The sequence below is a fragment of the Acinetobacter sp. YH01011 genome, assembly GCF_013420785.1.
In the GTDB taxonomy this organism is placed as follows: Bacteria; Pseudomonadota; Gammaproteobacteria; order Pseudomonadales; family Moraxellaceae; genus Acinetobacter; species Acinetobacter towneri.
Genome location: NZ_VOYG01000001.1, coordinates 37,742 through 50,114, shown reverse-complemented (window position 1 = coordinate 50,114; position 12,373 = coordinate 37,742). Strand labels below are relative to the sequence as shown.

The following is a 12,373-nucleotide window of genomic DNA, read 5'->3' as shown; positions in this document are numbered from 1 at the left end:
TGAATTATTCCGTTCAAATCATAAATCATACAATCACCCACGTGGTTGTATGATTTTCCATGAAAAATCCAGATAACATTCATTTCGCGAACATTCCTCTGTATGCTGTAGTCAGTTTTTAATTGATGCAATGACTGGGTTATGGCAAAAGTAAAAAGTGTCTATCGCTGTGAACAATGTGGTGCAGATCATCCTAAATGGGCAGGTCAATGTTCAGAATGTGGGGAATGGAACTCACTTCATGAGGTCAGTATTGCCCCTGCGGTGACGCATCGTGCCCAACCTAAAATGGGCGGTGGCTATGCAGGACAAGCGGCCGCCATTACCACGCTTAATAAAGTGTCTGTATCGCACGAAACCCGTTTAACAACAGGCATTGGGGAATTTGACCGTGTTTTGGGTGGCGGTTTGGTTACGGGCTCTGTGGTACTGATTGGTGGAGATCCTGGTATCGGGAAATCGACCATTTTGCTACAAACTGCGACTCACATGGCGGCTGCCAATAACACCGCTTTATATATCACAGGTGAGGAATCTCTTTCGCAAGTGGCGTTACGCGCTCAACGCTTAGACTTACCCACCGATCAACTGAAAGTCATGGCAGAAACCTGTGTCGAACGGATTTGTGAAGTTTTGGCGCATGAACGCCCTGCGGTAGCCATTCTGGACTCGATTCAAACTTTATATACCGAAACGTTGCAGTCTGCTCCAGGTGGTGTTTCACAAATTCGTGAATCAGCTGCCTTGCTGACTCGTTTTGCTAAAAATAGTGGCACTGCGCTGTTTATTGTCGGTCATGTGACCAAAGAAGGGGCTTTAGCGGGGCCGCGCGTCCTTGAACACATGGTCGATTGCGTCTTGTATTTTGAAGGACAGTCAGACTCACGCTACCGTATGATTCGAGCAGTCAAAAACCGTTTCGGTGCAGTGAATGAACTGGGCGTTTTTGGCATGACCGATAAAGGCTTACGCGAGGTTGCCAATCCATCTGCGATATTTTTGAGCCGTTATGATGAGGCAATTCCAGGTTCTATTGTCATGATTAGCCGCGAAGGAACGCGACCACTTTTAGTTGAAGTACAAGCTTTGGTGGATGATGCACATGGTCAGCCTAGACGTGTGGCTTTAGGTCTGGAACAAAACCGTCTGAATATGCTGTTGGCGGTGATGCATCGGCATGGCGGCGTACAAACTTCAGGGCAAGATGTGTATGTGAATGTGGTCGGCGGCTTAAAAATTACCGAAACAGGTTCAGACCTTGCTGTACTACTTGCCTGTGCTTCTAGCTTGCGTGGCAAAGCCCTGCCACAACAATTGGCAGTATTTGGTGAGGTCGGTTTATCGGGTGAAATCCGCCCAGTACCAAATGGTCAGGAACGCTTAAAAGAAGCTATTAAACACGGATTTAAATATATTATTGTGCCGCGTGGCAATGCCCCACAAAAAGCCATTGCAGGTGTGCAAATTATTGCGGTGGCGCGTTTGCATGAAGCCTTAACTGAAGCCATGAATTTAAGTGAAAACTTAGGTTAAATCCTTGGATGATATTTTTTCAGTTTCAAGAAAAAATATCATATTTATATTGAAATTCGCAGCAAATGCCTGCATAAATACACAGCTTAACTTTATTTTAATATAGGAAAATTTGATGGAAGTTCGACAGCGTGGTTTGATCGCAGCAATGCTCACAGCGACTTTATTGGTAGCTCCGTTAGCAGCAGAAGCAAAACGTGCAGGTGGCGGTAAAAGCCATGGCATGAGTCGTTCGGCTGCTCCAACTCAGTCTTACCAACAACCTCGTCAAACAACGCCAGCACAACAACCAACAACTGCACCAGCACAGCAAAAATCTGGTCCAGGCGTAGGTGGTATGGTTGCTGCAGGTGTTGCAGGTGCGGCAATTGGTGCGGTTGCTGCCAATGCCTTGGCCGATGATCAAGCTGCAAGTGCTGCCGAAGCGCAAGAGGAAAAAGGCGGTATTCCAAGCTGGATTTGGATTTTACTCGCTGCTGCTGTTGCCTTCTTCATTTTCCGTAAGATGGGCGCAAAAAAAAAACTAACGCCTAATCCGTATGCGCCAAATAGCGGTGCCAATCAGGCACCGTTTGCGCAAACACCACCTGCTGCAGCGCCACGTAACGACAATACCAATATTTTTGGTCAATCTGTTGGGGGGTCTGCCGCTTCTACCCAAGCGCCTTTTGGTCAAGCTGCCAATAATAACGCGCCATTTGGTGCAGCTTATACCAACAGTGGCAATCAATTGCCTGATGGTTCAGAGCCTGCAACCTTTTTACGTGTAGCGCGTCAGCGTTTTAACCATATTCAGTCTATGAACACAGCCAGTAATATCGCAGAAATTCAGCGTTATTTAACTCCTGATTTATATCAGTCGATGTATCAGGACATTATGGCAAACCAAGACCAAGATGTAGCAGAGTTTTCTAACTTGAATGCCATGGTGGTCGATTCTGCAACTGAAAATGGTCAATATGTCATAAGTGTACGCTTTACAGGTACAGTCAGCGAAGACCTGAACAGTTTACCGCAACCATTTACAGAAATTTGGCACTTTGTAAAACCTGCAGGCTCTAATCAAGACTGGTTAGTGGCAGGTATTCAGCAAGAGCAATAATTTCAATGGATCTAGAAAAACAGCGACTTCGGTTGCTGTTTTTTATGCCTTTCTTTATCTAAGTTGAGACCCATCATGTTTAAACAGCACGTTTAAATCTTCTAAGACATCAACACCGAATACATCCACACTTGCCACACAAAACCAACCCCTCGATTGATTAGATCTATCAAAAAGTATCATCATTCATCAATACAGTTTATTTAGCCCACCTTCTCTTTGTATCTACCCAGAGATAAATCAAATCACGTTATCCGTATCACTTTGGTTATTTCCAGTCGATCTCCATTTACTTAGCCAACAAAAAAGCCCTGCAAACGGGCAAGGCTAAATTGTTACTGTTAAATCTATTATTCAGGCAATGGAATAAATTGCTTATCGGTATTTTGAACTTTGCGCTCACCGACTGCGACTTCCAAATCTAAGGCTTCTTCACCACGTTCAACTGAAACAGTCACCGTCGTATGCGGTGCTTGTGCAGCAACATAATTAATTAAATGCGAGGTTGAAGTAATCGCTTCATCATTCACTTTTAAAATTTTGTCACCACGTTTTAAACCTGCTTCTGCTGCAGGGCCACCGCGCAGTACATCAGCAACCACTACACCGCCTTGTGCAGGTTCTAAAATGTTGTCTTGTTGCACAGGCAACAAACTAATACCTAACCAACCACGAACCACACGTCCATCTTTTAAAATCGAGTTTAAAACCTGCTGACAGACTTGTGCAGGAATTGCAAAGCCGATGCCCAATGAACCACCTGATTGCGAGAAAATTGCCGTATTTACCCCAATCAAATTCCCTGCCACATCAATCAATGCACCACCTGAGTTACCTGGATTAATTGCTGCATCGGTTTGAATGAAATCTTCATAGGTATTAATACCCAAGTCAGAACGTCCTGTCGCAGAAATAATCCCTTGAGTCACGGTTTGTCCCACACCAAATGGGTTACCAATCGCAAGTACGACATCGCCCACTTCATTGCCACTCAGTTTAAATGGCAATACAGGCAGTTTTTCTAGATCAATTTTAATGACCGCTAAGTCTGTGTCTGGGTCAGTTCCAACAACTTTTGCAACCGCACGGCGTCCATCGTGCAAAGCCACGACAATTTGTTCAGCCTGCGCGATCACATGATTATTCGTTAAAATATAACCATCTGGACGAACAATGACCCCAGACCCCAAACTGTTTTCATTTGGGCCTTGCTTAAATTGATCGGGTAACTGATTGCCAAAAAATTCACGAAATGCAGGGTCATTTAACAATGGATGATCCATTTGTTTCACTTTTTGTGTGGTAAAAATATTTACCACCGCAGGCGCTGCCACTTTAACCGCAGCGCTATACGACACCACCCCACCTGTCCGTGTTGTATCAATTAATGGTTCAACTTTCTCGGCAGGCATTTTGACCCCATCGGCAGCCACAGGCGCTTTCGGTTTTTGCAGTTGTTGCCAAGTCACAAAGCCAATAATAACCAGAATGAGTAACACCCAAGGTAACCAGGTAAAGGTCCGGCGCACGTTTTGTACCTCTAAGTAAATTTTTTTTGATGATTAAGTCATTGAATGAGCTATTGTAAAACGAAACACAAATAGAAACATAAAAAAGCCCAAGAGTTTTGTCTTGCTTTAGTTACAATACAAAATATGTTTTGATATTGGCTAAATATGAGCAATTTGAGAAAGTTATGGCGCAGCTAAAAGAAATTATTCAATGGTGTGATCAAACTTTAAATACACATGAATTTAAAGATTACGCGCCCAACGGTTTACAAATTGAAGGTAAGTCTGAAGTTCAAAAAATTTTATGTGCAGTGACTGCCTCTCAAGAGGCTATTGATGCTGCTATTGCCCAAAATGCAGACTTACTGTTGGTACATCATGGCTATTTTTGGAAAGGCGAACCTTACCCAATTACAGGCATGCGCGGTAAACGCATCAAAAGTTTAATCCAGCATGATATTTCTTTGGTGGGTTATCACTTACCGCTCGATTCACACCCAAGTCTAGGCAATAATGCTGCCATTGCTGAATGTTTGGCATTAGAAAATTTGCAAGCCCTAGACCCGAGTGAACGTCATCCTATTGGTAATATTGGTTTTTTAAAGCAAGCCATGAGCGCAACCGAATTTCGTGACTATCTCACAGCGCGTTTAGGCTTTAAAACCATTCATCTTCCTGCCGAAAAAAGTCAGATTCAAAAAGTAGGGTTCTGCACGGGTGCAGCACAAGATTTTATTGGCAAAGCGGCAGAACAAGGTTGTGATGCCTTTATTTCGGGCGAAGTCAGTGAACGCACCTATTATGAAGCCAAAGAACTAGGCGTGCATTATTATGCCTGCGGACATCACGCGACTGAGCGCTATGGTGTACAACGACTCGCAAAAGCTATTTCAGAACAGTTTAATATTGAGTATAGTTATTTTGAATTAAATAACCCAATTTAATACACCGTTTCACCCAACGATTTCACTCAAATGACATCTGTGTTTAACATAGTCTTTAGATGTATACATTCGAGTCTTATTCTGTATGGTTATTTATACCTAATGCGCAATTTGATCTCGAAATCTATTACAATAGAGCCACTTAATGTTAAAACCCAGCAAAATGCAAGGAATTGAAAACATGACAACCATTACTTTACCGGCTTTACCATACGGTTACGAAGATCTTGCTCCACACATCAGCAAAGAAACTTTAGAATTCCACCACGACAAACACCACAACACTTATGTTGTGAACCTGAACAACTTGATCGCGGGTACGGAGCTTGAAGGTAAAACTTTAGACGAAATCATCAAAGCAACTGCAGGCGATGCAGCTAAAGCTGGTGTATTCAACAACGCAGCGCAAGTTTGGAACCACACGTTCTACTGGAACTGTATGGCGAAAAACGGTGGTGGTAAAGCTACTGGTGCTTTGGCTGCTAAAATTGATGAAGCTTTCGGTTCTTACGAAAAATTTGCTGAAGAATTTGCTGCTGCTGCAACAACTCAATTCGGTTCAGGTTGGGCTTGGTTAGTAGCTGACGAAGTGAATGGCAAACTTTCTATTATGAAAACTTCAAATGCTGACACACCAATGGCGCACGGCAAAGTTGCAGTATTGACGATTGACGTTTGGGAACACGCTTACTACATCGACTTCCGTAATGCACGTCCTGTTTACATCAAAACTTTCTTAGAAAGCCTTGTAAACTGGGATTACGCAAATGCGAAATACGCAGGTCAAGATGCTGGTGTAGAAAAATAATTTCTATTTTTCTGTAGAAAAACTGCTCTTTATGGGCAGTTTTTTTATTTTTGCAGATGAAATGAATATTTATAAAGCAAACAATACATTTCTGATGATGAACGTGTTGACGACTTAAACTTTCATCCCTAAAATGCCCCACAGATTCTCCAATAGCTCAGTCGGTAGAGCGACGGACTGTTAATCCGCAGGTCCCTGGTTCGAGCCCAGGTTGGAGAGCCAATCTATTCTCCCATAGCTCAGTCGGTAGAGCGACGGACTGTTAATCCGCAGGTCCCTGGTTCGAGCCCAGGTGGGAGAGCCAAGATTCTAAAAATCCCACGCAGTATGACGTGGGATTTTTTTTTGCAATTTTTATTGTTTTTATAGTGGATATGATGTTCTAAACGAATGGAACAGGCCTCACTCTCCCCTTAAATCAAAATTAAAATCATACAGTGAAGATCGGGCTATCCCCTCTTGTGATGACTCTATTTTTTCGCTAACTTAGGTTCATCAACAACAATAAAACTTGAAAGCCCATGCAAGCGCCTTGGTTAAAATCCCTGATTTTTTGGACAATTCTGATTGTGGTGATTTTTGCAATTTTTCAATGTACGCAAAAATCTGAAAGCAATAAAACTGCTGCGACACTCATGTATGAACGTCTGTATCAATGCAGTCGTGATCTGAACGCACAACAACAAGCCACCTTAAAACAAATTCAAAGCCAAGTGAAAACAGAAATGACTCAGCAAGAGATGCTGCAATTAATTAACTTATGTCGTAAAACCAACCCACCACAGACACGCGAAGATTATATAAAAGCCATTCAAGCACTCTAAAAACTGCATTGAAACAAAGCTAGATGATTATTTTTAAAGCAGTTAATCTATAATTACGGTTTTTTTTCAATTCCAGCTTGACCAAAAACAGATACCCACATAGAATGCGTGTCAGATTCTCCCATAGCTCAGTCGGTAGAGCGACGGACTGTTAATCCGCAGGTCCCTGGTTCGAGCCCAGGTGGGAGAGCCAAAATTCTTAAAAAACCCACGCATTATGACGTGGGTTTTTTATTCCTGCCGTTTAGGGTCTAACGACACCGCATCATCTATGTTTGAATCCAGTCAATCGACTTTCTTGCTTATTGGCAGCTTGGCTAGCCTTGCCCTGTTTATCTTAATTTTTAAGCAATTATTTTTCCCCAAGAAAAACTTTTATCCTAAACCGATGATGACTGCTTTTGAACGCAGAATGTTTATGCGTTTAAAACAAGCTTTTCCTGAGCATCACATCTTGGCGCAAGTGGCGTTTAGCGCATTAATCACCAACAACCACTATAAAATTCGTGCGCTGTTTAATCGTAAAGTGACTGATTTTGTGATCTTAAATGCAGAAATGCAGGTCATTGCAATTATAGAGTTAGATGACCCCTCACATATTGGCAAAGAACAGGAAGATGCAGAACGGGATGCAATGTTTCACGAGGCAGGTTATCGCGTTGTCCGATACACCGAAATTCCGAGTATCAGACAATTGCAATCAGATTTGAGCTGAAATCATCAACTCGATATTAAGGTGTAGCTTCTGAAGCGGCTTGTATCTGACTGGCCTGCTTCGCTTGTTGTTCTGCAGCTTCACGCGCTTCAATACGCGCAATAATTTCTGCCTGCTGTTGTTTATATTTTTCCTGATTTTTGGCATCACTATTGACTGCTAAAAATGCCATGCTGACCAAAAAGATAGGAATCAACAAACCTAAGCTTGCCAAGATAATCATCTTTTTTAGACTTGGCTTTTTTTCAGGACTTTGCTGCTCAGACTGTGACATCATATATTCCTATTTCAAACGCATCAAAATGAAGCTCAATATATCAGAATAATGCTGATTGTGCTTTGTGCATAAGTACGCACGTTCTAATGCTCAGTTTAATTTTTAACAGCAAAAATTGATCAGCGATCGAATAAAAAAGCACCTGACCAAACTACCATCAGATGCTTTGCTCAGTTTTTTATCGCACAGAAATATTTACATTAAAGCCAATACAATTCCCACAAAAATAATCAGCCCTACCCAACGGTTATGACGAAATGCCCAAAAACAGCGTTGCGGGTCTTTATCTTTAGTTTTACTCCATTGATATATAAAGTCTGCAACCACCACCAATAACGCCGCTAAACCAAACGGAATCAATAAATTTTCTAACCACAATGCCGTACCAATCAAAAGCACACTGCCCGCTTGCAACAATGAAATAATTTGAATGTCATAGCGACCAAATAAAATTGCGGTAGATTTCACCCCAATTTTCAAATCATATTCACGGTCTGTAATTGCATATTGAGTGTCATAAGCCACAGTCCACGCCAAATTGCCAAAATACAATAACCAACAAGTAAGATCAGGCGTTGCACCTACAGCGGTATAAGCCATAGGGATAGACCATGAAAATGCCGCTCCCAAGAACACTTGCGGTAAATGAGTGTAGCGTTTCATAAATGGATAAATAAACGCTAAAAATAATGCCCCAAATGACCAATAAAAAGTTTCAATCGGTAAGAACAACAACATGGCTGCGCTAAGTGCAACCAAACCCAAGAATACATAAATGGCTTCTTTGGCACTAATCACACCCGTGGCTAAAGGACGTGTTTTGGTACGCTCCACATGACCATCCACCTTACGGTCAGCAAAGTCATTAATGGCACAGCCTGCAGCGCGCATAAAAATTGTGCCCAGAATCATAGGGATTAATATCCCGATAGACGGCATGCCCTGATTAGCAATCCACAAGGCCCACATGGTTGGCCAAAACACCAGTTCTGTGCCAATCGGTTTATCGAAACGACACAAATAATAATATGCTTCTAAACGCTCACGCCACGTGATCTGCTGTGCCAATGCCATACCAATCTCGTATCTTAATGTTGTTGAATAAATTGCTCAAAACGCGGTAAAAAAGTTTCTTGCACAATAAATTTACAGCCATGCCAAGTATAGCAACTCTGTCGTGTCCAGCCTTCATCGAGCAAAACCACACGCCTTTGACACAACGGATTGGTACGCTGAAATAAAAACCAGCCAATGGGTTTATTGCCAATATGCTGAAATAAACGGGCTTTGCTTTGCAAACTTAGAATCGGAAAAATACTTTTGGCTTTGACCCATGGCTGTTCATCACACCCATATAAATAGCTTTCACGCACCCATGAAGTGTGCCAATGTGGCATTTGCATCCACTGGGCATCTTGTAAATTTAAACGCTGAAAAGATTGCTGCAGTGGTTCAACTTTAAATTGTCCGCCTGCGAGCTGAGTCAGTTGTTGGGTCAAAGAACCTGCTGCATATAGCCATGTTTTTAATTCAGAAGGCAGATTTGCCTGCTTGGGAAAAATAGGCTGTGTTCGCATGTTCCGCCACCTTAACAAGATAGCCTAGTGTAGCCCAAATTTAGGCAAAGTTTTGTGACCGATGGCGCAATTCCCTGCAATTATCCAAAAAAATTAAGCGAATTCTTATATTTTGATAAAATCCATGCCAATTCAAAACCATGATTGCACCATCTAAAACAAAAAACCCGCCGAAGCGGGTTTTTCAAATTTAAGATTTTTGATGTATTACAAGCTGTAGTACATATCAAATTCAACTGGGTGAGTCGTCGTGTTCAAACGACGTACATCTTCAGTTTTCAATTCGATATAAGCATCAAGCATGTCTTTGGTGAATACACCACCTTTTAATAAATAGTCGTGATCTTCTTTCAAAGCATCAAGCGCCATTTCTAGGTTGTGTGCCACAGTTGGGATTTTTGCTTCTTCTTCAGGCGGAAGGTCATACAAGTTTTTATCTGCAGCTTCACCTGGGTGAATCTTGTTTTGAATACCGTCAAGACCCGCCATCAACAATGCCGCAAAACCTAAGTACGGGTTCATCATTGGATCAGGGAAACGCGCTTCAATACGTTTGCCTTTCGGGCTAGACACGTAAGGAATACGAATAGATGCAGAACGGTTACGCGCTGAGTAAGCCAACATAATTGGTGCTTCAAAGTGCGGTACTAAACGCTTATATGAGTTGGTCGATGGGTTAGTCAACGCGTTCAAAGAGCGGGCATGTTTGATAATACCGCCAATGAAGTACAACGCCATTTCTGACAAACCTGCGTATTCATCGCCTGCGAATAAGTTTTTGCCATCTTTAGAGATAGACATGTGTACGTGCATACCTGAACCGTTATCGCCTACCATTGGTTTAGGCATAAAGGTTGCAGTTTTTGCATATTGATGCGCAACGTTCCAAACTGCATATTTGAACTGTTGCACTTCGTCAGCCTTACGCACCATAGTATTGAAGCTCACACCAATTTCTAACTGGCAAGATGCAACTTCATGGTGATGTACTTCTACACGACCAGGCCCCATGATTTCTTCAATTTTTGCACACATATCTGCACGCATATCTTGAGAAGAATCTACTGGTGGTACTGGGAAATAACCGCCTTTCACACGTGGACGGTGACCTGAGTTACCAGCTTCGTAGTCTTTACCTGTAGACCATGCAGCTTCTTCAGCGATTAATGTGTGGCGCGCGCCAGACATATCGATGTCCCATTTTACTTCGTCAAATACGAAGAATTCTGGTTCTGGACCAAAGAAAGCAGTATCACCAATACCTGTCGATTTTAAATATTCTTCAGCACGGCGAGCAATAGAGCGTGGATCGCGGTCATAGCCTTGACCTGTCGATGGTTCGATAACATCACACGTTACAACCACTGTTGGTTCTGCAAAGAACGGGTCAATGAAACCTGTGTTGGCATCTGGGCGTAAGATCATGTCTGATGCTTCGATTCCTTTCCAGCCTTCAATAGAAGAACCATCAAACATTTTACCGTCTTCAAAAGTATCTTCATCGATACTGTCTGCAGGATAAGTTACGTGCTGCTCTTTACCCTTAGTATCTGTAAAGCGGAAATCGACCCATTTTGCACCACTTTCTTGGATGAGTTGAAGGACCTTGTTCGCCATGCTCATTTTGCTCCGATGTTTTTTGTTGCACCCGAAAGTGCGTGTTAGTAGTTGGCAGTTATTAAGCAATTAGCGTACCAACTTTTAAAAGCAAAGCTAAAACCATGAATTCCGTATGAGAATACATCATTTAAAAAAATTACTTTGTCGCTATTATACTGTCAGAAATACGATTTGCACCATATTCAAACACTGTTCATTTGATTTGATTTAAAACTGCAAAACATAGCACCATTTTAGTGCATTTATGTTTTATTTCTGTTGAATTGTAGATCAAAAAATAGCTCAAACTGTATCTATGCAAGTATTTTGCTGTGCCGTACTTTCATTGAGCAATGCAAATTATTCAACAATATTAAACAACACTTTATTTTTTATTGAGCAAAAATAATAAGATCGTTTAAAAATCCTAAATCTGTATTCTTTTCGAGCAAGCTGATTGAAAATATCTATACTGCAGATTTGTATTTTCTATCGAAACGCTGCACTCAAACTACCTGACGTGAACCGCTAATAACATGCGCCATGATGCTACTTTTTAGCGCATTTTTTACGTTATCTATAAGTGTGAAGCTAAAATATGACTGCTGAATGACCCAGCTTGATCAAGTGATCATTTCTTTCAGATCAAACTTGAACAATGTGTAATAAGCTTTGAAAATCTATGAACTGGTGAATGCGCTGATAAGCTTTAACAGGGATTATCATATAAATAGTCCGCAGAAAATGCTTATTTTTTGCTATGATGATAAGCGCTTCCTTATTCCACCTTCTTTTCGACAAGAAAAATAAAGTCCTTTCTCATTATAGGCGCAGGAATAAAGCAAATTATCTCAGACTCTTTAGCACTTAAAGTGTTCAATTTTCAATAGGTTAGCTCATGCTTTTAATGATCGACAACTATGACTCTTTTACCTACAACATCGTCCAGTATTTTGGCGAGTTAAATCAGGAAGTAAAAGTCGTTCGTAATGATGCCGTGACATTAGAAGATATTGAGCGATGGCAACCCAAGTATTTGGTGATTGGCCCAGGCCCTTGTTCTCCATCTGAAGCAGGGATTTCTATTCCTGCAATTCAGCATTTTGCAGGCAAAATTCCGTTACTGGGTGTGTGTTTAGGACACCAAAGTATCGGACAAGCCTTTGGTGGAAACATTGTGCGCGCTAAAACCGTGATGCATGGTCGTTTATCGGATATGTACCACAGCAACACAGGTATTTTTAGCAATCTGCCTTCACCATTTTCTGCAACCCGTTACCACTCTTTGGTGATTGATCAAGCAACCTTGCCAGATTGTCTGGAAGTGACATGCTGGACCAAAGAAGCAGATGGTTCGATGGAAGAAATTATGGGCGTGAAGCACAAAACTTTGCCTGTTGAAGGCGTGCAATTTCACCCCGAATCGATCCTGAGCCAACACGGTCATCAAATCTTTAAAAACTTTTTGGAAATTTACGCATAA

The 12,373-nt window shown here is 41.8% G+C and carries 12 protein-coding genes and 3 tRNA genes; 10 read left to right on the top strand and 5 right to left on the bottom strand.

Going from position 1 to position 12,373, the window contains the following annotated elements:
- Window positions 1–141: 141 nt before the first annotated feature.
- Both radA and FTT78_RS00265 read left to right on the top strand, forming a co-directional pair.
- A complete protein-coding gene (radA, locus tag FTT78_RS00270; protein WP_104853204.1) occupies window positions 142–1,533 on the top strand; it encodes a DNA repair protein RadA in 1,392 nt (463 codons plus the stop codon).
- 115 nt (window positions 1,534–1,648) lie between these two features.
- The gene (locus FTT78_RS00265; protein WP_004971891.1) at window positions 1,649–2,635 is read left to right on the top strand and encodes a Tim44 domain-containing protein; all 987 of its coding nucleotides are present in this window, start codon (window positions 1,649–1,651) and stop codon (window positions 2,633–2,635) included.
- A gap of 350 nt (window positions 2,636–2,985) precedes the next feature.
- Here the strand turns inward: FTT78_RS00265 and FTT78_RS00260 are convergent, their stop codons facing one another.
- A complete protein-coding gene (locus FTT78_RS00260) occupies window positions 2,986–4,164 on the bottom strand; it encodes a trypsin-like peptidase domain-containing protein (protein WP_004971893.1) in 1,179 nt (392 codons plus the stop codon).
- A gap of 167 nt (window positions 4,165–4,331) precedes the next feature.
- Between FTT78_RS00260 and FTT78_RS00255 the strand changes: the two genes are divergently transcribed.
- The 7 genes from FTT78_RS00255 (at window position 4,332) to FTT78_RS00225 (ending at window position 7,437) form a co-directional block, all read left to right on the top strand.
- Complete coding sequence (locus tag FTT78_RS00255) at window positions 4,332–5,090, top strand: Nif3-like dinuclear metal center hexameric protein (RefSeq protein ID WP_004971895.1); 759 nt, start codon at window positions 4,332–4,334, stop codon at window positions 5,088–5,090.
- A gap of 181 nt (window positions 5,091–5,271) precedes the next feature.
- Window positions 5,272–5,898 carry a superoxide dismutase gene (locus tag FTT78_RS00250; protein WP_026438302.1) on the top strand — a complete coding sequence of 209 codons (627 nt, stop codon included), beginning with the start codon at window positions 5,272–5,274 and terminating at the stop codon, window positions 5,896–5,898.
- 146 nt (window positions 5,899–6,044) lie between these two features.
- Window positions 6,045–6,120 (top strand) — tRNA-Asn (locus FTT78_RS00245).
- Window positions 6,121–6,126: 6 nt separating this feature from the next.
- Window positions 6,127–6,202 (top strand) — tRNA-Asn (locus FTT78_RS00240).
- A 217-nt stretch (window positions 6,203–6,419) separates the two neighbouring features.
- Complete coding sequence (locus FTT78_RS00235; RefSeq protein ID WP_004971899.1) at window positions 6,420–6,722, top strand: hypothetical protein; 303 nt, start codon at window positions 6,420–6,422, stop codon at window positions 6,720–6,722.
- Window positions 6,723–6,839: 117 nt separating this feature from the next.
- Window positions 6,840–6,915, top strand: a tRNA-Asn gene (locus tag FTT78_RS00230).
- Window positions 6,916–6,993: 78 nt separating this feature from the next.
- Window positions 6,994–7,437 carry a DUF2726 domain-containing protein gene (locus tag FTT78_RS00225; protein ID WP_004971902.1) on the top strand — a complete coding sequence of 148 codons (444 nt, stop codon included), beginning with the start codon at window positions 6,994–6,996 and terminating at the stop codon, window positions 7,435–7,437.
- A 16-nt stretch (window positions 7,438–7,453) separates the two neighbouring features.
- Here the strand turns inward: FTT78_RS00225 and FTT78_RS00220 are convergent, their stop codons facing one another.
- From FTT78_RS00220 to glnA, 4 genes are all read right to left on the bottom strand, one after another.
- On the bottom strand, window positions 7,454–7,711 hold the full coding sequence (locus FTT78_RS00220; protein WP_180043367.1) for a hypothetical protein: 258 nt from the start codon (window positions 7,709–7,711) through the stop codon (window positions 7,454–7,456).
- A 198-nt stretch (window positions 7,712–7,909) separates the two neighbouring features.
- Window positions 7,910–8,788 (bottom strand): 4-hydroxybenzoate octaprenyltransferase, encoded by an 879-nt coding sequence (ubiA, locus tag FTT78_RS00215; RefSeq protein ID WP_178318581.1) that lies wholly within the window; start codon window positions 8,786–8,788, stop codon window positions 7,910–7,912.
- A 14-nt stretch (window positions 8,789–8,802) separates the two neighbouring features.
- Window positions 8,803–9,291, bottom strand: coding sequence for a chorismate lyase (locus FTT78_RS00210; RefSeq protein WP_004971911.1), 489 nt, complete (start codon window positions 9,289–9,291; stop codon window positions 8,803–8,805).
- Window positions 9,292–9,498: 207 nt separating this feature from the next.
- Window positions 9,499–10,914: a type I glutamate--ammonia ligase gene (gene glnA / locus FTT78_RS00205; RefSeq protein WP_171287402.1), complete on the bottom strand. Its 1,416-nt coding sequence runs from the start codon at window positions 10,912–10,914 to the stop codon at window positions 9,499–9,501.
- An 874-nt stretch (window positions 10,915–11,788) separates the two neighbouring features.
- On the opposite strand from glnA, the gene FTT78_RS00200 reads away from it, so the two are divergent.
- Entirely contained in the window at window positions 11,789–12,373 is a 585-nt protein-coding gene (locus tag FTT78_RS00200) for an aminodeoxychorismate/anthranilate synthase component II (protein ID WP_004971915.1), read from the top strand.

Bases quoted from the DNA above. Each gene is read 5' to 3' on its own strand.
- FTT78_RS00210 (WP_004971911.1), bottom strand. From the start codon at position 9,291: ATGCGAACACAGCCTATTTTTCCCAAGCAGGCAAATCTGCCTTCTGAA.
- glnA (WP_171287402.1), bottom strand. From the start codon at position 10,914: ATGAGCATGGCGAACAAGGTCCTTCAACTCATCCAAGAAAGTGGTGCA.
- FTT78_RS00250 (WP_026438302.1), top strand. From the start codon at position 5,272: ATGACAACCATTACTTTACCGGCTTTACCATACGGTTACGAAGATCTT.
- FTT78_RS00220 (WP_180043367.1), bottom strand. From the start codon at position 7,711: ATGTCACAGTCTGAGCAGCAAAGTCCTGAAAAAAAGCCAAGTCTAAAA.
- FTT78_RS00200 (WP_004971915.1), top strand. From the start codon at position 11,789: ATGCTTTTAATGATCGACAACTATGACTCTTTTACCTACAACATCGTC.
- radA (WP_104853204.1), top strand. From the start codon at position 142: ATGGCAAAAGTAAAAAGTGTCTATCGCTGTGAACAATGTGGTGCAGAT.
- FTT78_RS00255 (WP_004971895.1), top strand. From the start codon at position 4,332: ATGGCGCAGCTAAAAGAAATTATTCAATGGTGTGATCAAACTTTAAAT.
- FTT78_RS00225 (WP_004971902.1), top strand. From the start codon at position 6,994: ATGTTTGAATCCAGTCAATCGACTTTCTTGCTTATTGGCAGCTTGGCT.
- FTT78_RS00235 (WP_004971899.1), top strand. From the start codon at position 6,420: ATGCAAGCGCCTTGGTTAAAATCCCTGATTTTTTGGACAATTCTGATT.
- ubiA (WP_178318581.1), bottom strand. From the start codon at position 8,788: ATGGCATTGGCACAGCAGATCACGTGGCGTGAGCGTTTAGAAGCATAT.
- FTT78_RS00265 (WP_004971891.1), top strand. From the start codon at position 1,649: ATGGAAGTTCGACAGCGTGGTTTGATCGCAGCAATGCTCACAGCGACT.